Source organism: Microlunatus ginsengisoli (assembly GCF_039537205.1).
In the GTDB taxonomy this organism is placed as follows: Bacteria; Actinomycetota; Actinomycetes; order Propionibacteriales; family Propionibacteriaceae; genus Microlunatus; species Microlunatus ginsengisoli.
Genome location: NZ_BAABAB010000052.1, coordinates 1 through 23,369 on the forward strand (window position 1 = coordinate 1; position 23,369 = coordinate 23,369).

The following is a 23,369-nucleotide window of genomic DNA, read 5'->3' on the forward strand; positions in this document are numbered from 1 at the left end:
GCCGTAGCCACCACACGGCCAGTCTACCAAGAATACCTTGCTAATTCACAGACACACCACTAGTGGCCCCGTGATCAGGGGTCAGCGGGACTTGATGGTCATCCCGACCACCAGGTTCCCGTCGGCCGTCCGGCCGGTGCCGACCACCCAGAGCCGGCTGCTGGCCTGGTCGGACTGGGTGACGGCGTCGTCGTTGGCCATCACGCAGACCGACTTGAGCCCCGTCGTGTCGATCGGTGAGGGGGCCGACCCGCACTTGCCGAACGAGGCCTGCAGCGACTTGAGCGCGGCGTCGGCGTCGGCGGCCGGCACGAGCAGCGAGGCGCTGAGCTGGTAGTCGTGCGTCGCCGTGTACGTCCCCTCCTTCACCACCGTCGATCCGGGCAGCTCGACATCGGCCCAGTACTCCACGTCGGCGAGGTCGAGCGGGGTGCAGACATAGCCGGTCAGCGTGTTCTTGCACGGCGACCCGCGGTCGGAGGTGAAGGAGAAATACGGCACGCCCCAGCCGCCGGCGTGCCGGACCAGCACGAGCAGCACCACCCCGACGAACGCGGCCATGGCGACGATCCCGATCAGCACGCGGGCGGGCTTCGGGAGAGACATGAGCCCCACCCTATGTTGCCCGCGCCCTCCGCCTCGTGCGTTCGCGACTTGTCGTCCGGCGACGTCGAGCACTCGCCGGGTTCATCTTCGCTCGCCTTCGACCTGCTTCGCGCGTGAAGCTAGCCGCGCGAAGTGGGGGCAAAGAGCGCGAAGATGGGTAGCCACGGCGCCGGGGCGCAGCCGGCAATGACGACGGGCGCGGCTGGCAAGGGCGGGGCAGAGTCAGCGCCGGACGGCGATGATCACCGAGGTGTCCTCGGCGACCATCACGTCGACGCTGGTGAAGCGGTCGTCGGCCAGCCACTGCTGGCGGACGACGTCCACCCGGCCACCGGCGATCGGCGGCCAGCCCGCCGACGGTACGAAGTCGTCGAGCACGATCATCCCGCCGGGCTCGACCAGGTCGATGATGTCCTCGCGCGGCCAGGACTTGGCGCTGGCGGCGTCCAAGAAGATCAGCGAGAACGGGGCGTGCTGGGCCAGGCTGGTCCAGTCGGCGTGCATGACGTCGATGTCGTCGTCGGCGAACATCACCATCACGCCGTGGGCGAGCTCCGGATCCAGCTCGGCGGTGATCACCCGGGTGTCCTTGGGTGCCCCGCTGCGCAGCCAGGCGGCGCCGACGCCGCAGCCGGTGCCGCACTCCGCGATGGTCCCGGCCCGGGTCGCCGCGAGGGTGGCGAGCAGCCGGCCGGTCTCGCTGCGCGAGGTCTGGACGTACCCCCGCTCCAGCGACATCCGCAGCGCGCGGACCACCAGCGGGGGAAGCTCGGGCGGTGCGCTCACCCCAGCAGGGTCTGTCACATACGCCGTTCGTGGACACCATGTCCACGATGTAAGACCTCGCCGGAAACTCGATCGCGCCGAATAGTCGTGCGTCCTAGTATTTTCTCGACCCAGTTCCGACGACCGTGGATGAAGATCATGTACGAGATGTACCCCGATGCCTGGACGGACGAGCAAGCCGCTCGTCAGCGCCCCACCGGCGAGGACCAGCCGCGCCGCCGCGCCCGCAAGCCGCACTCGGTCGTACCCGCCGTGATCCTCGCCCACGAAGAGCAGTCCAAGGCCGACGACCGCTCCTGATCCCCGGGCGGGGCGCGGTGCGGATGCGAGTCCGGAAACACCGCGTAGCACAATGGCGTGATGATCCCCCTCCAGCCTTTCGGACGCACCGGCCACGACAGCACTCGGATCATCTTCGGCGCGGCCGCGTTCAGCGCTGTCGACCAGCGCGACGCCGACGAGACGATGGCCTACGTCGCCGAGCGCGGGATCAACCACATCGACACCGCGGCGAGCTATGGCGATGCCGAGCTCCGGCTCGGGCCGTTCGTCGAGCAGCATCGGGACCAGTTCTTCCTGGCCACGAAGACCGGCGAGCGGACCAGCGAGGCGGCCTGGGCCGAGATCAACCGGTCGTTGGAGCGGTTGCGGACCGATCACGTCGACCTGATCCAGCTGCACAATCTGGTGGACGAGGACGAGTGGCAGACGGTCTATGCGCCGGGTGGCGCGCTGGAGGCGGTCGTCCGGGCCCGGGACGAGGGCCTGGCCACGAACATCGGCGTCACCGGCCACGGCGTCACGGTCGCCCGGCAGCACATCCGCTCCCTGGCGGAGTTCGACTTCGCCTCGGTGCTGTTGCCGTACAACTACCCGATGACGCGCAACGACAAGTACCTGGCCGATTTCGAGGAGCTGGTCGAGATCTGCGAGGAGCGCCGGGTCGCGGTCCAGACGATCAAGTCGATCACCCGCGCGCCCTGGGGTGACAAGGAGCAGACCACCACGACCTGGTACGAGCCGCTGCAGGACCAGAGCGCGATCGACCTCGCCGTGCACTGGGTGCTCGGCCGGCCGGGCGTCTTCCTCAACACCGCCAGTGACATCCGGCTGCTGCCGAAGGTCGTCGACGCCGCCGAACGGTTCGAGCACCGGCCCGGCGAGGCGGAGATGACCGAGCTGGAACGAGCCTGGGGCCTGGAACCGCTGTTCGTCTGAGCCGCGCTCGGATCCGATCGGGAGGCAGCGATGTCCGAGCCCGGCAGCCCAGCGGCAACTCCGGCACCGTCGTCGGTGCGCAAGGTCGTCGTCGCCAGCCTGATCGGCACCTCGCTGGAGTGGTACGACTTCTTCATCTACGGCACCGCCGCCGCGCTGGTGTTCAACAAGCTGTTCTTCCCCAGCTTCGAACCGTTGGTCGGCACGCTGCTGGCGTTCACCACGTACGCCGTCGGCTTCATCGCCCGGCCGCTGGGCGGTGTGGTCTTCGGTCACTACGGCGACAAGCTCGGCCGCAAGAACGTGCTGGTGGTGACCCTGCTGCTGATGGGCATCTCGACGTTCGCGATCGGGCTGCTGCCGACGTACGCGGTGCTCGGGGTGGGCGCGCCCCTGCTGCTCGTGCTGCTCCGATTCGTCCAGGGGCTCGGCCTGGGCGGGGAGTGGGGCGGCGCGGTGCTGATGACGCTGGAGTCGGGGCAGTCCGATCGCCGCGGGCTGAACGCGAGCTGGCCGCAGGTGGGCGTGCCGATCGGGCTGCTGCTGGCCAACGGAGTGCTGTCGGTGATGGGTGCGATCACCTCCGAGCAGGCGTTCCTGTCCTGGGGCTGGCGGGTGCCGTTCCTGCTCAGCGGGCTGCTGGTGCTGGTCGGGTTGTGGATCCGCCTGACCATCGCGGAGAGCCCGATGTTCGCGGCCGTGGAGGCGAGCGAGGCGAAGGCCGACGCTCCGGTGGTGGAGGTGCTGCGCCGCTATCCGAAGCAGGTGCTGCTGGCGATCGGCGCCCGGATCGGCGTCGACGTCGCGTTCTACACGTTCGTGCTGTTCATCACCACCTACATCGCGACCTATCTGGGCCTGCCCCGGGAGTACGCGCTGAACGCCGTGCTGATCGCGGCCGCCATCCAGGTGGTCGCCATCCCGTTCTTCGGCCATCTCTCCGACCGGATCGCGCGCCGGCCGGTCTATCTGGCCGGCGCGATCGGTGCCGCGGTCTGGGTGTTCGTCTTCTTCGCCCTGATCGACACCGGCCAGTTCGTGCTGATCATGCTCGCCGCCGTGGTGGCGCTGATCTTCCACGCCGCGATGTACGGCCCACAGGCCGCGTTCATCGCCGAGATGTTCCCGACCCAGGTGCGCTATACCGGCGCCTCGATGGGCTATCAGCTGGCCGGAATCCTCGGCGGCGCCCTGGCCCCGATCATCTCGGTCGCCCTGCTGGACCGGTTCGACACCTCCGTCGTGGTCTCGATCTATGCGGTCGCCATGCTGCTGGTGACCATCGTCTGCGTGTTCGTCGCGCCGGAGACCTCGAAGGCCGACCTGAGCGCCGAGGCGGCTCCCCGGTGACGGCGGGACGCACGATCGACCTCAACAGCGACCTCGGCGAGGGCTTCGGGATCTGGCGGCTCGGTGACGACGACGCCCTGCTGGAGGTGGTCACCAGCGCCAACGTGGCCTGCGGGTTCCACGCCGGCGATCCCGACATCCTGCGCCGGGTCTGCGGCCGGGCCGCCGAGCGAGGGGTGGTGATCGGGGCTCAGGTCAGCTATCGCGATCTGGCCGGCTTCGGCCGGCGCTCGATCGACGTACCGGCGGACAGCCTGACCAACGACGTGCTCTATCAGCTGGGCGCGCTGGACGCGTTCGCCCGGATCGCCGGCTCGGCGGTGCGCTACGTCAAGCCGCACGGCGCGCTCTACAACCGGATCGTGCACGACGAAGAGCAGGCCGCTGCGGTGGTCGCGGCCGTGCTGGCCTACGACCGTACGCTCCCGGTGCTCGGGCTGCCCGGTTCGGCCTGGCTCGGGCTGGCTGCCGAGGCGGGCCTGTCGACGGTCGGCGAGGCGTTCGCGGACCGCGGCTACACGGCCTCGGCGACGCTCGTCCCGCGCTCGCAGTCGGGAGCGCTCCTGACCGACCCGGACGACGTCGCCGACCGGGTGCTGCGGATGGTCGATTCCGGCGTCGTCCGTTCGGCGGAGGGAACCGACGTCGAGGTCAGCGCGGGATCGGTGTGCGTGCACGGCGACTCCCCGGGCGCGGTAGCGATGGCGATCGCGGTCCGTGACCGGCTGCTGGCCGCGGGGGTCGAGGTACGGAGCTTCGCCAGGTGAGCGGTCCCGTGCTGCGCAGCTGCGGCGAGCGCGCGGTGCTGGTCGAGCTGGCCGACCTGGGTCAGGTGATGGCGGCGTCCAGGTGGATTCGGGCAGCCGTCGGGAACGCGGAGCCTGGGTTTGCCCGGGTCGTCGACGTCGTGCCCGCCGCGCGCACGGTGCTGGTCGGGCTGGCCGACCGGTGCGGTGCAGACGACCTGGACCGGCTCCGCCGGGCGCTGGTGGCCGTGGATCTCGCCGCGGATGCCGATCGGACCACGGACGACGGCGATCCGATCGAGATTCCCGTGCACTACGACGGCGACGATCTGGCCGAGATTGCCGCGCGAACCGGGTTGGACGAGTCCGAGGTGATCGCGGCGCACACGGGCACGCCTTGGCAGGTCGCGTTCTGCGGGTTCGCCCCCGGTTTCGCCTATTTGGTCGGCGGCGACGAACGGCTGCGGGTGCCGCGGCGCGACTCGCCGCGCACGGCGGTGCCCGCAGGTTCGGTCGCGCTCGCCGGTGAGTTCAGTGCGGTCTATCCGAGGTCCTCGCCCGGTGGCTGGCAGTTGCTCGGCCGGACCGAGCTCGAGGTCTGGGACACCCGCCGCGACCCGGCCGCGCTGCTGGCCCCAGGTGCACGGGTCCGCTTCGTCGACGCGAGCCCCGGATGACCCGCCGGCGCCTCGATGTGCTGGAAACTGGTCCGCTCGCGCTCGTCGAGGACACCGGCAGGCCAGGTCTGGCAGACCTCGGGGTGAGCCGATCGGGCGCGGCGGATCGGCGCTCCTTCGCGCTCGGTGCGCGGCTGCTCGCCCAGGACGAGACGTACGCTGCGATCGAGGTGACCTTCGGCGGCCTCAGTGTGCGGGCCGGCGGGGATTTGCTGGTCGCTCTCACCGGCGCGCCGGCGCCGGCAACCGTCCACGCGAAGGGCGGCTCGGAGCGAGGCATCGGCTTCGATGCGCCCTTCCGACTGCGGCACAAGGAGACGCTGACTCTGGGCAGCCCCACCTCCGGGTTGCGGAGCTATCTCTCGGTCCGTGGCGGGATCGACGTCCCGGCCGAGCTCGGCTCGCGATCGACCGACGTACTCTCCGGGCTCGGTCCCGCCCGGCTCGAAGCCGGCGACGTGCTGCCAATCGGTCCGGCGCCCGCGGCGTTTCCGTCAGTCGACCAGGCGCCGGTCGAGCCGATCGCCGGCACTCCGCTGCGACTCCACGTCATCCCGGGACCTCGCGACGACTGGCTGGCCGACCTCGCCGAGCTCACCCGGACGCGCTGGACCGTCTGCTCGGACAGCGACCGGGTCGGAGTCCGGCTGACCGGGGGACAGGTGCGGTACCGCTCGGACAAGCAGGGCGCCGACCTGCCCAGCGAGGGCGTCGTCCGCGGCGCGATCCAGATCCCGAGCGGGGGGGAGCCGGTGCTGTTCCTCGCCGATCATCCGGTCACCGGCGGCTACCCGGTGGTCGGCGTGATCGCTGCGGCGGACGTCGATCGGCTCGCCCAGGCCGCACCCGGTCAGGAGATTCTGCTGACGGTGCGGTAACCGTTCGGCTCGCGAACACGCGATAGTGACTGGCGGGAGCGTAGCGATGGAGCCGGTGGCGCGACGATCTCGGAGCGTGACGGCTCCATGGCCGCACAACGGCTCGAGCACCTGCGCCCGCCTGCTCCGCGACGAGGTCATGATCGCCATCGCAGCACTGTTCTGAGTAATTCTCGACACTCGAATGGCCTCAGGCGGGCTTCCCACGCTCAGCGGTCGGGCCAGGGCCGATTCTCGGGTCGGGTTTTACTCAGATCGCGGCTCCGCGAATCGTCAGACCGCCGCGGCGATCGCGTCGCCGACCTGGGTGGTCGAGCGGGGGCCGGCCAGCCCCGGTCGTGCCGCGATGTCGGCCGTGACCACCTGCTCGATCCGGCGGGCGGCGTCGTTCAGCCCGAGATGGTCGAGCAGCAAGGCGACCGACAGGATCGTCGCGGTCGGATCGGCCTTGCCCTGACCGGCGATGTCCGGCGCAGAGCCGTGCACCGGCTCGAACATCGAGGGATACGCACCGCTCGGGTTGATGTTGCCGGAGGCGGCCAGCCCGATACCGCCGGTGACCGCCGCCGCCAGGTCGGTCAGGATGTCGCCGAACAGGTTGTCGGTGACGATCACGTCGAACCTCGCCGGGTCGGTGGCCAAGAAGATGGTCGCGGCGTCCACGTGCAGGTAGTCGGTCGTGACGTCGCCGAACTCCTCGCCGACGGTCTCGAAGCAGCGGCGCCACAGGCCGCCGGCATGCACCAGCACGTTGTGCTTGTGCACCAGCGTGAGCTTGCCGCGGCGCTTGCGGGCTCGTTCGTAGGCATCCCGCACCACTCGCTCGACGCCGTACGCGGTGTTGATGCTCACCTCGGTCGCGATCTCCGCGGGAGTGCCCGCCCGGACGACGCCGCCGTTGCCGACGTACAGCCCCTCGGTGCCCTCCCGGACGACGACGAAGTCGACGTCCTTGTCCTTCACCACGCCGTCCGCGAGCGGAGTCGGCACGCCGGGATAGAGCTTGCTCGGCCGCAGGTTCACGTAGTGGTCGAACGCGAACCGCAGCTTGAGCAGCAGCCCGCGCTCGAGCAGCCCGCTCGGCACCGTCTTGCCACCCGGCGCGGCACCGACCGCACCCAGCAGGATCGCGTCGGCGGCGGCGAGCTCCGACAGCACCGAGTCCGGCAACACCTCGCCGGTCCGCTGCCAGCGCTCCGCGCCCAGGTCGTAGGAGGTGATCGAGAACTTGGCCGGCAGGTCGAGCGCCTCCAGCACCTTCAGCCCCTCGGCCACCACCTCGGGCCCGATACCGTCGCCGCCGATCACGGCCAGGTCGTACGAGCTTCGCTCGGCGGGGCTGTCTTGGGGCGCTGTGGTCATCCGCGCATGCTAGTGCTACCAGCCGGTGGGCGGTGCTTCCGACCGCCACCTGGTCGGTGCCGCGCCGAGCGCTCGTTTGAACGCCCGGCTGAACGCCTCCTCCGAGGAGTAGCCGACCTGGGCGCCGACCTCGGCGACGCTGAACGTCGTGGTCCGGAGGAGGCCCGAGGCCAGCCGCAGCCGCCACTCGGTGAGATAGCGGATCGGCGGCCGTCCGAGCAGGGAGTTGAAGCGCTCGACGAGCACGGTCTTCGAGGTCATCGCGGCCCGGGCGAGACCCTCGACGGTCCAGGCACGGGCCGGTGCGGCGTGGATCAGGGCGATAGCCGGTCCGACCACGGGATCGCGGAGAGCTGCCAGCCAGCCGGTCAGCTCGAGCGCGTCGCACTCGGTCAGGAAGATCCGCAGCACCTCGGTGAACACCAGCTCCGACAGCCGCTGGTCCTGGCTGCCGACCCGGGGCAGGGCTCCGGTCGCATGCATCGCGTAGTCCACGCTGGCGCAGACCCAACTGGCCGCCGGCCCGGTCGGATGCACGACGAACATCGACGGCAGGGCGCGCAGCACCGGATCGAACAGCACCGCGTCGCCGCGCAGGAAGCCGCACACCAGTGCTGTCGGGGCGCCGTCGCCGCCGTAGTCGATCCGGGGGAACTCGGTCCACGGCATCGGCGGCAGCAGACTCGCGATCGAGACCAGGTCGGTGTCGTCGGCCGAGCGCATCGTGTGCGCGTCGGCGTACGGCATCACCACCACGTCGCCCGGAACGGCCAACGCGCGGGTGCCGTCCTGCATGGTGATCCAGAACGTCCCTTCGACGACGATGTGGAACATCACCAGGCTGCCGCGACCGGGCGGCAGCGCCCGCTCCAGCTCGACCGTCGGCGGCGACCAGTAGCCCCAGGGAGCGTGGAAATCCGCCCGGAAGAAGATCGCGCCGCTGAGCCGCACCATGCCTAGCACCTGCGGCAGCACCGACAACGGGTCCTCCGGCCGGCAGTCGGCGGCGCCCGGAACGCTCCGGACCGAATCCGTCGTCTCGATCATCCCGCGCGGTCTATCGATCATGGTGTGCCGCCGTCTCCGTGCCGATAGTGGAACTCGAACCGCCACAGCGGCGGTGTCGGCCACCAGCTGCCGACGTACAACAACAGAAGGAGTCCGAACATGCCCATGTTCATGGATGTCCACGCCGGATTTCACGGAGTGACCCAGGAGCAGTTCGACGCCGCGCACCAGCTCGACGTCGCGATCCAGGCCGAGGAGGGCGTCAGCTATCAGCGCGCCTGGCTGGATCCGGTCGCGGGCAAGGTGTTCTGCCTGGTCAGCGGGCCGAGCCGGGAGGCGGTCGAGCGGATCCACGCCCGAGCCGGGCATCCGGCCGACGAGCTGTACGAGCTGACCGTCGAGGCCGCGTAGTCCCGCCCGCCGCGTCGTCGCGCCGAGTCCTCCACCGCTTGGTCCGGATGGAGGGCCGGCGCGGCGCCGGGAATGAGAGAGAGGAGGGTGTCGTGTTCGGATCTGAGTACATCCCGGCCCTGGACGATGCGGTCGGTCAACTGCACGCCGCGGGTAGGTCGTTCGCCGCAACCCAGGTCGTCGCTCTGAGCCGGATCGTCGGATCGGTTGATCGGCCGTGCGACTTCGACCGCCGGTTCCGGCCGCAGCGGCTGGGCCTGAGCCGCCGGCTGGCCGCGCTCGAGGACGCCTATCCCAGCGGGGACTTCCCGCCGGTGTCACTGTTCGAGCTGGGTGGGCTCTATTTCGTCTCCGATGGTCATCATCGGGTGGCGCTGGCCCATCGGCTCGGGCAGGAGTTCGTCGAGGCGGAGGTGATCCGCTACGCGACTCCCTGCCGTTTCGGCGCCGACCAGAGCCCGGTCCGTCGGCACCGGGCGTGGCGGTCGGGCGGATCGCCCGGGCCGCTGAGGTCTCATGCGTCCCGCCGGTCACCGCGGTCACGCGGTTCGCGCGGGGCGTCCGGTGCCCGGGCAAGGGCGGACCGCAGTTAGTAGGACGTCCTATAATCCGGCCATGAGCCTGCCGTTCGAACTCCGCGCCAATCCCCGTCCGCGAAGCGACGCCGAGCGGGCGGCGATCATGGCGGACCCCGGCTTCGGGCTCAACTTCACCGATCACATGGCGGTGGCGACCTGGACCTCGGCCGACGGTTGGCACGACTCCGCGATCGTGCCGTACGGCCCGTTCAGCATCGACCCCGCGACTGCCGTCCTGCACTATGCGCAGGAGGTCTTCGAGGGCCTCAAGGCCTATCAGCACGCGGACGGCAGCGTCTGGCTCTTCCGGCCGGAGAAGAACGCCGAACGGTTCGTCCGGTCGGCGAACCGGCTGGCCCTGCCCGTGCTCGAGCCCGACGACTTCCTCGGCAGCATCGAGGCGCTGGTCGCCGCGGATGCGGCCTGGGTGCCCTCGACCGGCGAACAGAGCCTGTATCTGCGCCCGTTCATGTTCGCCTCGGAGGCGTTCCTCGGTGTCCGGGCCGCGCGTCGGGTGACCTATTGCTGCATCGCCAGCCCGGCGGGGCCTTACTTCGCCGGCGGGGTGAACCCGGTCAAGATCTGGGTCTCGATGACGTACACCCGGGCCGCCTCCGGCGGCACGGGCGCGGCGAAGTGCGGTGGCAACTACGCCGCCAGCCTGATCGCCCAGCAGGAGGCCGCGGAGCACGGCTGCGACCAGGTGATGTTCGCCGACGCCGCCGAGCACCAGTGGCTGGAGGAACTCGGCGGGATGAACGTCTACCTGATCACCGCCGACCACGAGTTGATCACCCCGGAGCTGTCCGGTTCCATCCTCGAAGGCGTCACCCGCGACTCGATCCTCGATCTGGCGAAGGAGTTCGGGCTGACACCGGTGGAGCGCCGGGTGAGTGTGCCCGAGCTGCTGGAGGGGATCGGTAGCGGCTTCGTGACCGAGCTGTTCGCCTGCGGGACCGCGGCGGTGATCACTCCGATCGGCGAGCTGCACCTGCGCGACGACGTCTACACGGTGGCCGGCGGCGGCACCGGCGAGATCACTACCGCGCTGCGGAACACCCTGCTGGACATCCAGTACGGCCGCGCGGAGGACAGCCGCGGCTGGCTCACCCGCGTGCTCTGAGTCTCGGGCTGTGGCGGCCTCCGGGCCGGGCTTCCGCGCGCCCGCGCCCGCAGCCCGCAGCGGGACGGTCGTGCCGCGGTCGAAACGCTTCGCCCGTCTTCGCTCGCGGTCGACCACTTCGCGCGAGTTCGCCCGCACCCTGCGCTATGGACCACTTCGCGCGAGTTCCACCTACTTCGCTCGTCGAGCGGGTCGCGCGGAGTGGGGTCAAAGCGCGCGGAGATGAGCGGGGGCGGGCCGCGGTATCGGGTCGCGGTCCTGGGCGGCAAGGGGCGAGTGCGGCCGCCGGCCGCAGTCCTGCGGCGGGCCCGTCTTCGCGCGAGTTCCACCTACTTCGCTCGTCGAGCGGGTCGCGCGAAATGGGGTCAAAGCGCGCGAAGACGGCCCGAGAGGGCGAGCCGCGGCAGACGGCTGCGGTCCTGGGGGGCGGGCCCGTCTTCGGGCGAGTTCCACCCACGTCGCTCGTCGAGCCGCACGCGTGAAGCGCGACCAACGTACCCCGAGTTGCCTGCGGCGCCGTGGGCGCGGCGCAGCGCGACGCGGGAAACAACTCGCGCGTCCTAACGTTCTGGCTTTTCGGAAATGTCTGGGTAACAATGGGCCCGTGCAGTTCCTGGCGGTGATTATTTCGTAGCGCGCTGAGCACCGGTCAGCGCGCAAACCTCTCGTGTCCACGCGAGAGGTTTTTTCATGACCAGGAACTTTCCCCAGACTAAGGAAACCCGATGCCCCTCCGCCTCAGGCCGAAACCCGCAGAGTTCCACGTCTACGACACCACCCTGCGTGACGGCTCGCAGCAGGAGGGCCTCAACCTCTCGGTGACCGACAAGCTCACCATCGCCGGCTATCTGGATGAGTTGGGGGTGAGCTTCATCGAGGGCGGTTGGCCCGGTGCCAATCCGAGCGACACCTCGTTCTTCCAGGCCATGGCACACGGAGACCTGGTGCTCCGCAACGCGACCCTAGTGGCATTCGGCTTCACCCGCCGGGTCGGCATGAGGGCGGCCGACGACCCGTTGACCGCCGCGCTGCGCGACTCCGGCGCGCCGGTGGCCTGCGTCGTCGCGAAGAGCCACGACCGGCACGTGGAGCAGGCGCTGCGGACCACGCTCGCCGAGAACCTGGACATGATCACCGACACGGTCAGCCACCTCCGGGCCGAGGGCCAGCGGGTGTTCGTCGACTGCGAGCATTTCTTCAACGGGTTCCTGGAGAACCGCAGCTACGCCCTGGAGTGCGTCGCGGCCGCCGCCGGCGCCGGCGCCGAGGTGGTCGTGCTCTGCGACACCAACGGCGGGATGCTGCCGCCGTGGGTCGGCGAGATCGTCGCCGAGGTGTCCGAGCTGGGCGTCCAGCTCGGCATCCACTGCCACAACGACACCGGCTGCGCGGTCGCCAACACCCTTGCCGCGGTCGACGCGGGCGCCATGCATGTTCAGGGCACCGTGAACGGCTACGGCGAGCGCACCGGCAACGCCGACCTCGTCTCGGTGGTTGCCAATCTCGAGCTCAAGTACGGCTGGCCGCTTCTCCCGGCCGGCGCGCTGCAAGAGGCCACCCGCCTCGCGCACGCCATCGCAGAGGTGACGAACGTGCCACCCAGCGCTCGTCAACCTTATGTTGGTCTGTCGTCCTTCGCCCACAAGGCGGGGCTGCACGCCAGCGCGATCAAGGTGGATCCCAACCTCTATCAGCACATCGATCCCGCCGTGGTCGGGAACGACATGCGGATGCTGGTCTCGGACATGGCCGGCCGGGCCAACATCCAGCTCAAGGGCGAGGAACTGGGATTCGACCTGTCCGACCGCGACCTCGCGGCTCGGGTGACGGAGAAGGTGAAGGAGGCCGAGGCAGCCGGCTATACGTTCGAGGCCGCTGACGCCAGCTTCGAGTTGCTGCTGCGCCGTGAGCTGGGGGATCTCCCCGAACTGTTCACGGTGCACTCGTGGCGGGTGTTCACGCAGTTGACCCATGATCAGCAGACCGACACCGAGTGCACGGTCAAGATCACGGCCCGGGGTCAGAGCCAGCGGGTGGTGGGCGAGGGCAACGGCCCGGTCAACGCCCTCGACCACGCCCTGCAGCTGGCCCTGGCCCCGGCGTACCCGATGATCGAGAAGCTGACCCTGGTCGACTACCGGGTGCGAATTCTGGACCAGGGGCACGGCACGGACGCGACCGTACGGGTGCTGATCACCACCAGCGACGGCCGTCGTGGCTGGACCACGGTCGGGGTCGGGCAGAACATCATCGAGGCCTCCTGGGAGGCCCTGGTCGAGTCGTACGTCTACGGCCTGTTGCACACCGACGCCCGGGTCGCAGCTCAGCTGGCGTCGTCGCCGACGGCTCCCGCGCAACCGGTGCCGGCCGGCGTCTGACGACCGTTCGGGCCGTTGCGCCCGGAGCGCAGTATCCGGCCGCGGCGGGAAATTAGTGGTCCGGCGCGGCTTCGCAAGCAACACTTTCCATCCATGGCCGGATTTCGGCTCCGCCCCGGCGCGGGCTCGCGGCGGCTATTGTTAGGGTAGGCGAACCTAACTCGAAAGCGAGAGTGTCATGCCTGCCCGCACGACCCGCCTGCTCACACTGCTCGTCGCCCTGCTGGCGAGCGCCGGCCCGACCCTGACCGCGGGCTGTGCCGCGTCCACACCGAGCTCCTCGCCGCCGGTTGCGACCGGCAGTGTCGCCGACGGCCCGTGGAGTTTCACCGACGACCTGGGCAAGACGGTCACCCTCGACCACCGGCCGGCCACCGTCGTCGCCTTGACCGATGTCGCGGTGTCGATGCTGGCCTACGGTGTCCGGCCCGCCGGCGTGTTCGGTCGGACCAACCTGGACACCGATCAGCGCTTCACCGGCTTCGATGTCGCCGGGATCACCGACGTCGACGCGAGCTACGGCGACATCGACCTGGAGAAGCTGGCCGCGATGGCGCCGGACCTGATCGTCACCCAGGGCTACCCGAGCAAGACCGGCGGTGCGGTCGACGGCTCTGCCCCGCTCTACGGTTTCGCGGACCTGGCCCAGCAGGACAAGGTGGCCAAGATCGCCCCCATCGTCACCATCGCGATAGTCGGCAACGGTGCCCGGGTGATCGAGCGGACGGCCGACCTGATCGTGGCGCTCGGCGCGTCAGCCGACGCCGGCCCGCTCGCCGACGGCAAGCGGGCGTACGACGCCGCGACCGCGAAGCTGACCGCGGCCGCCGCCAATGGCGTCACCGTTCAAACCATGTACGCCGAGGCGGGCAATGTCTACGTCGCCAAGGCCGGCGACGATCCGACGCTGACCCTTTACGCCTCGCTGGGCCTGCGGTTCGTCGAGCCCAAGACGAAGAACTACTACTGGGACATCGTCAGCTGGGAGGACTACGACAGCATCGGCGGCGACCTCGTGCTGTATTCGCCGGAGGGCTTCGACAAGGCCCGGCTGATGAAGCAGCCCACCTTCGCGGCGACACCGGCGGCCAAGGCCGGCCAGGTGCACCCGTGGCTGTCGACCGCGATGGACTACGTCACCCAGGCGGCCTACGTCGACCAGCTGGCCGGGTGGGTCTCCGCGGCGAAGCCGCTCAGCTGATGGTGCTGCGGCGAAGCCGGTCAGCTGATCCGGTCCAGGATCAACCGACGTGCCTCCGACGGCGCGTCGGCGATCTCGTACGCCCCAGCCAGCGACTCCCGCGCCGGTCCGAACCGCTCCGGCGTGTTCGTGTGCAGAGTCAGCAGCGGCTGACCGCCCCGGACCCGGTCGCCAGGCTTCGCGTGCAGCTCGACCCCGGCGGCGGCCTGGACCGTGTGGTGCTTGGCGGCCCGTCCGGCGCCGAGCCGCCAGGCGGCGACCCCGACGGCGAGCGCGTCCAGCCTGGTCAGCACGCCGTCGGCCTCGGCGGTGATCGTCTCGGTGTCCCGGGCGGTCGGCAGGGCCGCGTCGGGATCGCCGCCCTGGGCCCGGATCATCGCCTTCCAGACGTCCATCGCGCGGCCGTCCGCGAGCGCCTCCGCCGGGTCGACGTCGTCCCGCCCGGCCCCAGCGAGCATCTCCCGGGCCAGGGCCAGCGTCAGCTCCACCACGTCGGCCGGCCCGCCGCCGGCCAGCACCTCGACCGACTCGGCGACCTCCAGCGCGTTTCCGGCGGTCAGCCCGAGCGGAGTGGACATGTCGGTCAGCAGCGCGACCGTCCTCACCCCGGCGTCGGTGCCCAGCCCGACCATGGTCCGGGCCAGCGCGTCGGCGTGCTCGTGCGACTTCATGAACGCGCCGGAGCCGACCTTCACGTCCAGCACCAGCGTGCCGGTGCCCTCGGCGATCTTCTTGCTCATGATGCTGGAGGCGATCAGCGGGATCGACTCGACCGTGCCGGTCACGTCGCGCAGGGCGTACAGCTTCTTGTCCGCCGGCGCCAGCCCGGCCCCGGCCGCGCAGATCACCGCGCCGACGCTCTCGAGCTGGGCCATCATCTCGGCGTTGGAGAGCTCGGCGCGCCAGCCCGGGATGGACTCCAGCTTGTCCAGGGTGCCGCCGGTGTGGCCGAGCCCGCGGCCGGAGAGCTGGGGCACCGCGACGCCGCAGGCGGCCACCAGTGGAGCCAGCGGCAGGGTGATCTTGTCGCCGACCCCGCCGGTGGAGTGCTTGTCGGCGGTCGGCCGGGACAGCCCGGAGAAGTCCAGCCGTTCGCCGGAGGCGATCATGGCCGCGGTCCAGCGCGCCAGCTCGGCCGGTTCCAGGCCACGGAAGAACACCGCCATGGCCAGCGCGGACATCTGCTCGTCGGCGACCACGCCGCGGACGTACGCGTCGATGAGCCAGTCCACCTGCTCCCCGGAAAGCGTCCCGCCGTCCCGCTTCGCGGTGATCAGTTCGACGACGCTGTACGGCTCGTGACTCATGCCACGAGTATTCCGTGCTGTCCGCCGACTAAGTTGAGGGCGTGCGTGTAGCGAGGTATGCCGTGGCCGGAGGTGACCCGCAGTACGGCGTGGTCGAGCTCGCCGAGGACGGTGGTTCGCACCCGGAGACGGTGTCGGCGCTGACCGGCGATCCGCTCGCCGGGCCCGTGCAGCTGACCGGGGAGCGGCGCGAGCTGGACAGCGTCCGGCTGCTGGCGCCGGTGATCCCGCGGAGCAAGGTGGTCGGGGTGGGCCGCAACTTCGCCGCTCACGCCGCCGAGCTGGGCAACGAGGTGCCGGCCACCCCGCTGATCTTCTTCAAGCCGAATACGTCGGTGATCGGGCCGGGCGACCCGATCGGCTACCCGCCGACCACCAACGAGCTGAGCTACGAGGGTGAGCTCGCGGTCGTGATCGGCCGGATCTGCAAGGAGGTGCCGGCCGAGCGGGTTGCCGAGGTGATCTTCGGTTACACCGTGGCCAACGACGTGACGGCGCGGGACCTGCAGAAGTCGGACGGCCAGTGGGCGCGGGCGAAGGGGTACGACGGCTTCTGCCCGCTCGGGCCGTGGATCAGCACCCACCACACGCTGGCCGAGGCCGGCGACCTGACCATCACCACAACCGTCGACGGCGAGGTCCGCCAGCACGGCTCAACTGCGCTGATGGTCCGCTCGATCACCGAGCTGGTGGTCTACATCTCCAGCTTCACCACGCTGCTGCCCGGCGACGTGATCCTGACCGGGACGCCGGCCGGAGTCGGGCCGATGCTGCCGGGCCAGGAAGTGAGCGTCACCGTGGACGGCATCGGTACGCTGACCAATCTGGTCACCCGGCTGTGAGCACGGCCGGTCCTCGCAGAACAGGGAGCTCGTGAACGAAGAAGACGTCCTCGGCGGAATCGCACCCGAACAGGTCCGGGTCCGCTTCCCACCGTCGCCGACGGGCAACTTGCACGTCGGCAACGTCCGGAGCGCCCTGTTCAACTGGGTCTTCGCCCGGCACTACGGGGGGACGTTCGTGCTGCGGATCGAGGACACCGACGCCGCGCGCAACCTCGACGCCGCCTACGACGTCGTCTACGACTCGCTGAACTGGCTCGGCCTGACCTGGGACGAGGGCCCGGGGGTCGGCGGCCCGTACGGGCCCTATCTGCAGACCGAGCGGCTGGACACCTACGCCGAGATCGTGCCGAAGCTGCTGGACGCCGGTCACGCCTACCGCTGCTTCTGCACCCGCGAGGAGATCGAGGCCCGCGAGGCGGCCCGGCCCCAGGGTGCGCCGTCGGGCTACGACGGCTTCTGCCGCGACCTGCCCGCCGAGACGGTCGCCGAGAAACAGGCCGCGGGTACCCCGTTCGTGGTCCGGATGCGGGTCGGCGAGGACCCGATCACGTTCGCGGACCTGGTCCGCGGCGAGGTCACCTTCGAGCCCGCGCACGTACCCGACTTCGTGATCGTCCGCAGCAACGGCGAGCCGCTGTACACGCTCGTGAACCCGGTCGACGACTCGCTGATGAAGATCACCCACGTGCTTCGCGGGGAGGACCTGCTGCCCTCGACGCCACGCCAGATCGTGGTCTATCGGGCGCTGAACGCGCTCGGCATGGGGGACGGCTCCATTCCGATCTTCGGCCACCTGCCGACCGTGCTGGGCGAGGGCAACCGGCGGCTCTCCAAACGGGACAAGGGCAGCGGTCTGGCCGAGTACATGGAACGCGGCTACCTGCCGCAGGGTCTGCTGAACTACCTGGCGCTGCTCGGCTGGGCGATCGCGGACGACCGGGACGTCTTCACCCTGGACGAGATGGTGGACGCCTTCGACATCCGCCGGGTGAACGCCAACCCGGCCCGGTTCGACCCGAAGAAGTGTGAGGCGATCAACGCCTCGCACATCAGGTCGATCAGTGCCGACGAGCTGACCGAGCGGTTGGTGCCGTTCTTCGTCGCCGCGGGTCTGGTCAGCGACCCGCCGCTGCCGGACGAGGCCGCCAAGCTGGCCGCCGCGACGCCGCTGGTGCAGGAGCGGATCCAGACCCTGTCCGAGGCCGTCGACATGCTCGCGTTCTTGTTCGTCACCGACGAGAAACTCACCGTCGACCCCGCGGTCGCCCCAGGTGCCGATGCCGCGCCGGTGCTGTCGGCGGCCGCCGACGCCCTCGCGCAGGTCGAGCCGTTCGCCCACACCGAGATCGAGGCCGCGTTGCGCCAGGCGCTGATCGCCGATCTCGGCCTGAAGCCCAAGTTCGCCTTCTCACCCGTCCGCGCCGCGGTCACCGGCAAGCGCATCTCGCCGCCGCTGTTCGAGTCGCTGGAGCTGCTCGGCCGCACCTCCGCACTGGCCCGGATCGCGGCCGCCGCCGCGAGCATCGACGGCGCCGCGGTCCGCGGGGACGCCTGACGCCGTGGCCCGCTCCGACAACCCACCGGGCAAGCAGAGCCGCCCGGACCGGTCCGGCAATCCGGCCGTCCGCGCCGGCCAGCCGAAGCCCGAGCCCCGGCCGCCGTCGGCGCAGGGCTCCCGCGGCCCGCGCGGCTCGAACAAGAGCGGTGGGCGCGGGTCGCGGTCGGCCGCCGGCAGACCGCGGCCGGCCACGGTCGCACCCGAGCCGATGCTGCCGCTGAACGGCGTCGCCTATCCCCAGATCCTGCGCACCCAGGACTATGCGCCGTGGCGCTCGATCGTCGGGGTGCTGATGGGGCTGTCGTTCTTCGTCCTGCTCACCAACCTGATCAGCCAGCTGGTGGTCTTCGTGTCCTGGGCGCTGTTCGCCTCCGGCGAGGTCTATCGGGACTACTTCACCGCGGCGTACGCGTTCGAGCGGCCGAGCGGCATGCTCGCGGCCAACCTGGGCATTGCGACGCTGATCCCGGTGGCCTGCGTGCTGATGATGCTGCTGCACCGGATGAAGCCGTCCTGGCTGCTGTCGGTGCCGGCGAGGGTCCGCTGGCCGTACTTCTGGGCCTGTCTCGGGGTCGCGGTGATCGCGCTGAACGGCGTGCTCGCCTTGTCGATGCTGGCGCACGGCTCGACCACCTTCGCTCTCCAGCCGGGCTTCTGGGGCTTTTTGGTGGTGATCCTGCTCACCTCGCCGATCCAGGCCGCGGCGGAGGAGTTCTTCTTCCGCGGGTATCTGTTACAAGCGCTCGGTAGCCTGTTCGCCCAGCCCTGGATCGGGATCGTGCTCTCCGCCGGGGTGTTCGCCTTCTTCCACGGCGCCCAGAACCTGCCGCTGTTCATCGACCGGTTCGCGTTCGGCCTGCTGGCGGCGGTCCTGGTGTGGCGGACCGGCGGAATCGAGGCCGGGGTTGCGGCGCACGTCGTCAACAACGTGTTCGCGTACGTCATCGCCGGGCTGACCACCTCCATCGCCGCGGTGAAGGCGATCCGGGAGATCGGCTGGCTGGACGCCGTCTTCGACGTCGGCGGGTTCGCCGTGTTCGGCGCGCTCGCGCTGCTGGTCGCGGTGAAGCTGAAGCCGGCGACCCGGGTGGCGCTGCCTGGCGCGAGTGGCCCCGGTTCTCAGGCATAGCCGCGCGTTGCCGCGCCGGCCGGCCCGGCCGATGCCATGCTGACCGAGGTTTCTCACTCGGGAGGGAGGCGCTGTCTGATGACCTCGGCAACGGCGCAACAGTCGGAGCTCGACGACGTACCACCGGCGCTCAGACCTCGGCGCCGCCGACTGACCGAGCGGTTCCCCGCGCTGTACCCGGCGGCGGTGGAGCTGCTCCGGCTGCGCGGGCACGTCCGGTGGCTGCTGTCGCGCACGAGGGTGGCCTCCGAGCGCTCGACCGACGACCTGCCCGTGCGGGTCAAGCCGCACAAGTCGCTGCTGCTGCGCACCCTCGGCGACTCGGAGATGTGGCTGCAGCACAACAAGGTGCACAACCTCCGGCTGGCCTGCGCGGCGCTGGACGGGCTGCTGATCAGGCCGGGCGAGGAGTTCTCCTTCTGCCGCACGGTCGGCCGGACCAGCCGCCGCCGCGGCTACATCGAGGGCATGTTGCTGGACAACGGGGAGGCGTCGCCGGGCATCGGCGGCGGGATCTGCCAGCTGGCGAACCTGCTGCACTGGATGGTCCTGCACAGCCCGCTGGTGGTCACCGACCGGTCCGAACACTCGTTCGACCCGTTCCCCGACAACGGCCGGGTGCTGCCCTGGGGCGTGGGCTGCACGATCTACTACAACTACGTCGACTTCCGGTTCCGCAACGACACCGACGCGACCTTCCAGCTGCGAGTACGGGTGGGGGAGCGCTATCTGGAGGGTGAGCTCCGGGCCGACCGGCCGATCCCGCACTCCTACCGGGTCTATGCGCGGCACGAGAGCTTCTTCGCGCGCGACGACCGCTGGTTCCGGCGCAACGAGATCTGGCGCGACCTGATCGATCGGCGCACCGGGAACACGGTGCGCAGCGAGCTGGTGAAGAAGAACTGCGCTCTCGTGGCGTACGTCCCGGAGGTCGGTTTGAGCGACACGGCGACAGTGCAGTAGAGTAGTCAGTCGGCCCGGACGGGCCGGAACCTTTGGGGTATAGGGTAATTGGCAGCCCGACTGATTCTGGTTCAGTTAGTCTAGGTTCGAGTCCTAGTACCCCAGCGATGAAGTCGATTCGACCAAGCCGGTCGGAGTTGGTAGGCTTCCGCGTCGGTCGTCCGACGAGATCGAGGATGATCAACAGCTAGGGCCCCGTTGTGTAGCGGCCTAGCACGCCGCCCTCTCAAGGCGGTAGCGCGGGTTCGAATCCCGTCGGGGCTACTCCATCAGTCACTGCGACCGGCAGTGGTCCGCGGGACCGCTCGACAAGGTTCGGCCTGACCACGAACGCCGGATCGCCACCGCCGGTCTCGGCGGTGGCGACCAGGCGTGACCCTGCCAGCCCCAGGTCAGGGCGAGTCGTCGATCGGCTGGGACCGGCGGTCCACGCGCGGCATGAGGACAACCGGCACCGGCGAGTTGCGGATGATCTTTGCCGCGTGGGAACCGACGTAGAACCGGCTGAACGGCCCGCTACTCGTGCCGACGACCAGCAGGTCGCCACCTGTCCAGGTGACGTCCAGCATGGCATCCGCCCAGGTTCCTCCGACGCCGAGCTCGACCCGCACGGTACGCCGTCCGGTCGGATCGGCCGGGCGTGCCGCCGGGAGGTCCGCCGCGGCGGCCAGATCCGCCTCCAGCTGCTGCCGCCACTCGTCGGCGACCTTGGTCTCGACTCCTGGCGTCGCCGTGAATCCGAGGGCGCCCGGACGCACGGCGAAGCAGACGGCATGGAGGGACGAGAACAGCCGGTCGGCCAGAGCCGCGCCGCTCGCAACGAGCCCTCCGTCCTGGTCGGCGCGTCCGACCGCGACGGTGACCCTGCCGACCCGGGCTCCGGGGGCGTGGAAGCCCCGGGGGGCGACCGCCACCGGCACGGACGAGCCGTGCAGCACCCGCTCGGCGACGCCGCCGAGGCCGACCAGGCCGAGCACGCTCGACGGCGAGGAGCCGAGCGCAACCATGCTGATCTCCCGCTCGGAGACGATGCCGAGCAGCCCGGAGGTGATCGAGGAGGCGCGCCGGCAGATGGTCTCAACCCGGGGAACGCTCGCCCGGATCATCTCGTCCGCCTCGGCGAGGGCCTGCCGAGCGATCTTGTCCCGCAGCGCCAGATACTCCGAGTCGCCACCGCCGATGTTGGGTGGCCACGGCTCACCCACGACGCTGGCCAGCAGCAGATCTTCACCGGAGGACCTGGCGAGCATGGCACCGAGGTGCAGCGCCGCGTGACCCTTGCGGCCGGGTGCGAGGCCGGCCAGGATCGTCACGCGAGCTCTCCCGCGGGCACCGGTTCGGGCTCGACGACGACGTGACGCACCGGGAGCTGGTAGGTCTCCCGCACCCGATCGACCAGATCGAATCGAAGCCACGCGGACTGCTGCTCGGGAAGCGTGCAGATGACGAGCTGGTCCGGGCCGAACTGCTCGACCGCGTCGGCAAGTGCCTGCATCGGCTTGTAGTTGCCGAGCGCGCCCGTTGCCTCCAACCCCTCCTGGTGGAGCAGCGTCAGGGTTCGATCGAGGCGCAGCTGGGCCGCCTTGGCCGTCTCGTCCCACATGTACACGGCACCCTTGTGCATCGCCGCTCCGGTATCGATCGGATTGGCCGGCACGCAGACGTAGTACGAGGCGCGCCCTGCCCCCTGGATCGATCGCAGCTCGTCGAACAGCTCTCGGCCCTCGACTGTCTCGTTGGCCAGCACGAGCACCTTCGTGACCGGGGCCTTCGGCTCGACGACGGGCACGACGGCGGGGGTCCGCTCGCGGAAGCGGGTGGTGATGAAGTAGATCACCACGACCAAGCCGAATGCGCCGAGACTCTGGATCAGTTGCGATCGCGAGCTTTCCAGCCATCCCATCTGGATCAGGATCCCCAGGATTCCGGCGGCCACCAGGATCGACAGCACGGGGAAGAGCCACATTTTCACGATCAGCTTCTCCGGTGGGGTCCGACGGCGCAGGACGATCTGCGAGATACAGATCAGCAGGTAGACGAACATGATGATCGCGCCGGATGAGTTGAGCAGGAACAAGAAGACCTTGTCGGGTGAGATCGCGGCCGCGATGACGCAGAGGAAACCGACCACCGATGACGCCAGGATCGCGCCGACCGGGACTCCCTTCTTGTTCACTCGCATCAAAGCCATGGGTGCTTCTCGACGGGCCGCGAGCACGAAGAGCATCCGCGACGAGGTGTACAGACCTGAGTTCAGGCAGGACAGCACGGCCGTGAGCACGACGGCGTTCATGATCTGATCGGCGTACGGGATGTGCATGGCTTCGAAAGCCGCCACGTACGGCGACGCCGCCAGACTGCTGGAGTTCCACGGGACGATGGTCACGATCAGGAAGATCGAGCCGACGTAGAAGATCGCGATCCGACCGATGACCGAGTTCGTCGCCTTGCGGATGGCCCGACCCGGGTCCTCGGACTCGGCCGCAGCGATCGTGGCGACCTCGGCCCCGGTCATCGAGAAGATCACCACGAGGATCGCGGCGAAGACCGCACCCACACCCTTGGGGAAGAACCCGCCATAGGCTGTCAGGTTGCTGAAGTCCATCGAGCGACCCGGCCACAGGCCGAAGATGAAGAGCACCCCGAGGACCAGGAACAAGATGATCGCGGCCACCTTGATCCCCGCGAACCAGAACTCGAACTCACCGAACGAGGAGACCGAGAACAGATTCGTCGCCGTCATCAGTGACATGAGGATCAGCGACAGCAGCCACAGTGGCACGTCCGGCAGCCAGAACTGGACCACCTTGGCGCCCGCCACGGCCTCGAAGCCGATCACGATCACCCAGAAGTACCAATACAGCCACGCCACCGAGAACCCGGCCCAGCCGCCGAGAGCGGTGCGGGCATAATCGGCGAAGGAGCCCGTCGACGGGTTGGCCACCGCCATCTCGCCCAGCATCCTCATGACCATGATCACCAAGAATCCGGCCAAGGCGTAGCTGATGAAAGCAGGCGGCCCGGTCTCGCCGATCACGACTCCGGAGCCGACGAACAGTCCGGCCCCGATGACCCCACCCATGGCGATCATCGTCAGATGTCGCTGGCTGAGGCCTTTCTTCAACTCTGTGGTGGGTGCACCCATCGCATCTCCTTCGGGTGAGGCGGTCCTAGACCGCGGGACTGGTGCGCGTAGCGCTGCGCGTTGGACGACCGAGAGCGGTTGCCTCGGGTTCGCCGGGTGT

General features: G+C 69.7%; 22 protein-coding genes and 2 tRNA genes. 17 read left to right on the forward strand and 7 right to left on the reverse strand.

What is annotated here, in order from left to right; translation table 11 throughout:
* Nucleotides 1–81: 81 nt before the first annotated feature.
* Nucleotides 82–606, reverse strand: a complete 525-nt coding sequence (locus tag ABD747_RS25120) for a hypothetical protein (protein ID WP_344809896.1) — start codon at nucleotides 604–606, stop codon at nucleotides 82–84.
* Nucleotides 607–828: 222 nt separating this feature from the next.
* Nucleotides 829–1,392, reverse strand: coding sequence for an O-methyltransferase (locus ABD747_RS25125; RefSeq protein ID WP_344809897.1), 564 nt, complete (start codon nucleotides 1,390–1,392; stop codon nucleotides 829–831).
* A 138-nt stretch (nucleotides 1,393–1,530) separates the two neighbouring features.
* Here ABD747_RS25125 and ABD747_RS25130 point away from each other — a divergent pair, with 138 nt between their 5' ends.
* Genes ABD747_RS25130 through ABD747_RS25155 form a run of 6 tightly spaced genes read left to right on the forward strand, consistent with a single transcriptional unit; the run spans nucleotide 1,531 to nucleotide 6,261 of the window.
* The gene (locus ABD747_RS25130) at nucleotides 1,531–1,692 is read left to right on the forward strand and encodes a hypothetical protein (protein ID WP_344809898.1); all 162 of its coding nucleotides are present in this window, start codon (nucleotides 1,531–1,533) and stop codon (nucleotides 1,690–1,692) included.
* Between the two features lie 60 nt (nucleotides 1,693–1,752).
* Nucleotides 1,753–2,610, forward strand: a complete 858-nt coding sequence (locus ABD747_RS25135) for an aldo/keto reductase (RefSeq protein ID WP_344809899.1) — start codon at nucleotides 1,753–1,755, stop codon at nucleotides 2,608–2,610.
* A gap of 30 nt (nucleotides 2,611–2,640) precedes the next feature.
* A complete protein-coding gene (locus ABD747_RS25140) occupies nucleotides 2,641–3,960 on the forward strand; it encodes an MFS transporter (RefSeq protein WP_344809900.1) in 1,320 nt (439 codons plus the stop codon).
* Complete coding sequence (locus tag ABD747_RS25145) at nucleotides 3,957–4,727, forward strand: LamB/YcsF family protein (RefSeq protein WP_344809901.1); 771 nt, start codon at nucleotides 3,957–3,959, stop codon at nucleotides 4,725–4,727. Before ABD747_RS25140 ends, ABD747_RS25145 begins: the two co-directional genes overlap by 4 nt.
* On the forward strand, nucleotides 4,724–5,383 hold the full coding sequence (locus tag ABD747_RS25150; RefSeq protein ID WP_344809902.1) for a 5-oxoprolinase subunit B family protein: 660 nt from the start codon (nucleotides 4,724–4,726) through the stop codon (nucleotides 5,381–5,383). The genes ABD747_RS25145 and ABD747_RS25150 overlap by 4 nt, the downstream gene beginning before the upstream one ends.
* Nucleotides 5,380–6,261, forward strand: coding sequence for a 5-oxoprolinase subunit C family protein (locus ABD747_RS25155; RefSeq protein WP_344809903.1), 882 nt, complete (start codon nucleotides 5,380–5,382; stop codon nucleotides 6,259–6,261). The genes ABD747_RS25150 and ABD747_RS25155 overlap by 4 nt, the downstream gene beginning before the upstream one ends.
* Nucleotides 6,262–6,534: 273 nt before the next feature.
* On the opposite strand, the gene ABD747_RS25160 is transcribed toward ABD747_RS25155, so the two are convergent.
* Complete coding sequence (locus tag ABD747_RS25160) at nucleotides 6,535–7,623, reverse strand: 3-isopropylmalate dehydrogenase (protein WP_344809904.1); 1,089 nt, start codon at nucleotides 7,621–7,623, stop codon at nucleotides 6,535–6,537.
* A gap of 15 nt (nucleotides 7,624–7,638) precedes the next feature.
* Nucleotides 7,639–8,670: an AraC family transcriptional regulator gene (locus tag ABD747_RS25165; protein ID WP_344809905.1), complete on the reverse strand. Its 1,032-nt coding sequence runs from the start codon at nucleotides 8,668–8,670 to the stop codon at nucleotides 7,639–7,641.
* Nucleotides 8,671–8,790: 120 nt separating this feature from the next.
* Between ABD747_RS25165 and ABD747_RS25170 the strand changes: the two genes are divergently transcribed.
* The 5 genes from ABD747_RS25170 to ABD747_RS25190 all read left to right on the forward strand — a co-directional run bounded on the left by ABD747_RS25170 (nucleotide 8,791) and on the right by ABD747_RS25190 (nucleotide 14,322).
* On the forward strand, nucleotides 8,791–9,042 hold the full coding sequence (locus ABD747_RS25170; RefSeq protein ID WP_344809906.1) for an SCO4226 family nickel-binding protein: 252 nt from the start codon (nucleotides 8,791–8,793) through the stop codon (nucleotides 9,040–9,042).
* A 92-nt stretch (nucleotides 9,043–9,134) separates the two neighbouring features.
* Nucleotides 9,135–9,635 (forward strand): hypothetical protein, encoded by a 501-nt coding sequence (locus ABD747_RS25175; RefSeq protein WP_344809907.1) that lies wholly within the window; start codon nucleotides 9,135–9,137, stop codon nucleotides 9,633–9,635.
* 22 nt (nucleotides 9,636–9,657) lie between these two features.
* Nucleotides 9,658–10,743 carry a branched-chain amino acid aminotransferase gene (locus tag ABD747_RS25180; protein WP_344809908.1) on the forward strand — a complete coding sequence of 362 codons (1,086 nt, stop codon included), beginning with the start codon at nucleotides 9,658–9,660 and terminating at the stop codon, nucleotides 10,741–10,743.
* 725 nt (nucleotides 10,744–11,468) lie between these two features.
* Nucleotides 11,469–13,121, forward strand: a complete 1,653-nt coding sequence (gene cimA, locus ABD747_RS25185) for a citramalate synthase (protein WP_344809909.1) — start codon at nucleotides 11,469–11,471, stop codon at nucleotides 13,119–13,121.
* A gap of 178 nt (nucleotides 13,122–13,299) precedes the next feature.
* Nucleotides 13,300–14,322 carry an ABC transporter substrate-binding protein gene (locus ABD747_RS25190; RefSeq protein ID WP_344809910.1) on the forward strand — a complete coding sequence of 341 codons (1,023 nt, stop codon included), beginning with the start codon at nucleotides 13,300–13,302 and terminating at the stop codon, nucleotides 14,320–14,322.
* 20 nt (nucleotides 14,323–14,342) lie between these two features.
* Here the strand turns inward: ABD747_RS25190 and ABD747_RS25195 are convergent, their stop codons facing one another.
* On the reverse strand, nucleotides 14,343–15,629 hold the full coding sequence (locus ABD747_RS25195) for a thymidine phosphorylase (RefSeq protein WP_344809911.1): 1,287 nt from the start codon (nucleotides 15,627–15,629) through the stop codon (nucleotides 14,343–14,345).
* A 41-nt stretch (nucleotides 15,630–15,670) separates the two neighbouring features.
* On the opposite strand from ABD747_RS25195, the gene ABD747_RS25200 reads away from it, so the two are divergent.
* From ABD747_RS25200 to ABD747_RS25225, 6 genes are all read left to right on the forward strand, one after another.
* A complete protein-coding gene (locus ABD747_RS25200) occupies nucleotides 15,671–16,471 on the forward strand; it encodes a fumarylacetoacetate hydrolase family protein (protein WP_344809912.1) in 801 nt (266 codons plus the stop codon).
* Nucleotides 16,472–16,502: 31 nt separating this feature from the next.
* Nucleotides 16,503–18,029, forward strand: coding sequence for a glutamate--tRNA ligase (gene gltX, locus ABD747_RS25205; RefSeq protein WP_344809913.1), 1,527 nt, complete (start codon nucleotides 16,503–16,505; stop codon nucleotides 18,027–18,029).
* Nucleotides 18,030–18,033: 4 nt separating this feature from the next.
* Complete coding sequence (locus ABD747_RS25210; protein ID WP_344809914.1) at nucleotides 18,034–19,161, forward strand: CPBP family intramembrane glutamic endopeptidase; 1,128 nt, start codon at nucleotides 18,034–18,036, stop codon at nucleotides 19,159–19,161.
* Nucleotides 19,162–19,239: 78 nt separating this feature from the next.
* The gene (locus ABD747_RS25215; RefSeq protein WP_344809915.1) at nucleotides 19,240–20,124 is read left to right on the forward strand and encodes a VanW family protein; all 885 of its coding nucleotides are present in this window, start codon (nucleotides 19,240–19,242) and stop codon (nucleotides 20,122–20,124) included.
* A 33-nt stretch (nucleotides 20,125–20,157) separates the two neighbouring features.
* Nucleotides 20,158–20,229 (forward strand) — tRNA-Gln (locus tag ABD747_RS25220).
* Between the two features lie 86 nt (nucleotides 20,230–20,315).
* Nucleotides 20,316–20,388, forward strand: a tRNA-Glu gene (locus ABD747_RS25225).
* A gap of 128 nt (nucleotides 20,389–20,516) precedes the next feature.
* Here ABD747_RS25225 and ABD747_RS25230 read toward each other — a convergent pair.
* Nucleotides 20,517–21,437 carry a universal stress protein gene (locus ABD747_RS25230; RefSeq protein ID WP_344809916.1) on the reverse strand — a complete coding sequence of 307 codons (921 nt, stop codon included), beginning with the start codon at nucleotides 21,435–21,437 and terminating at the stop codon, nucleotides 20,517–20,519.
* A complete protein-coding gene (locus ABD747_RS25235) occupies nucleotides 21,434–23,269 on the reverse strand; it encodes an amino acid permease (protein WP_344809917.1) in 1,836 nt (611 codons plus the stop codon). The genes ABD747_RS25230 and ABD747_RS25235 overlap by 4 nt, the downstream gene beginning before the upstream one ends.
* Between the last annotated feature and the right edge of the window lie 100 nt (nucleotides 23,270–23,369).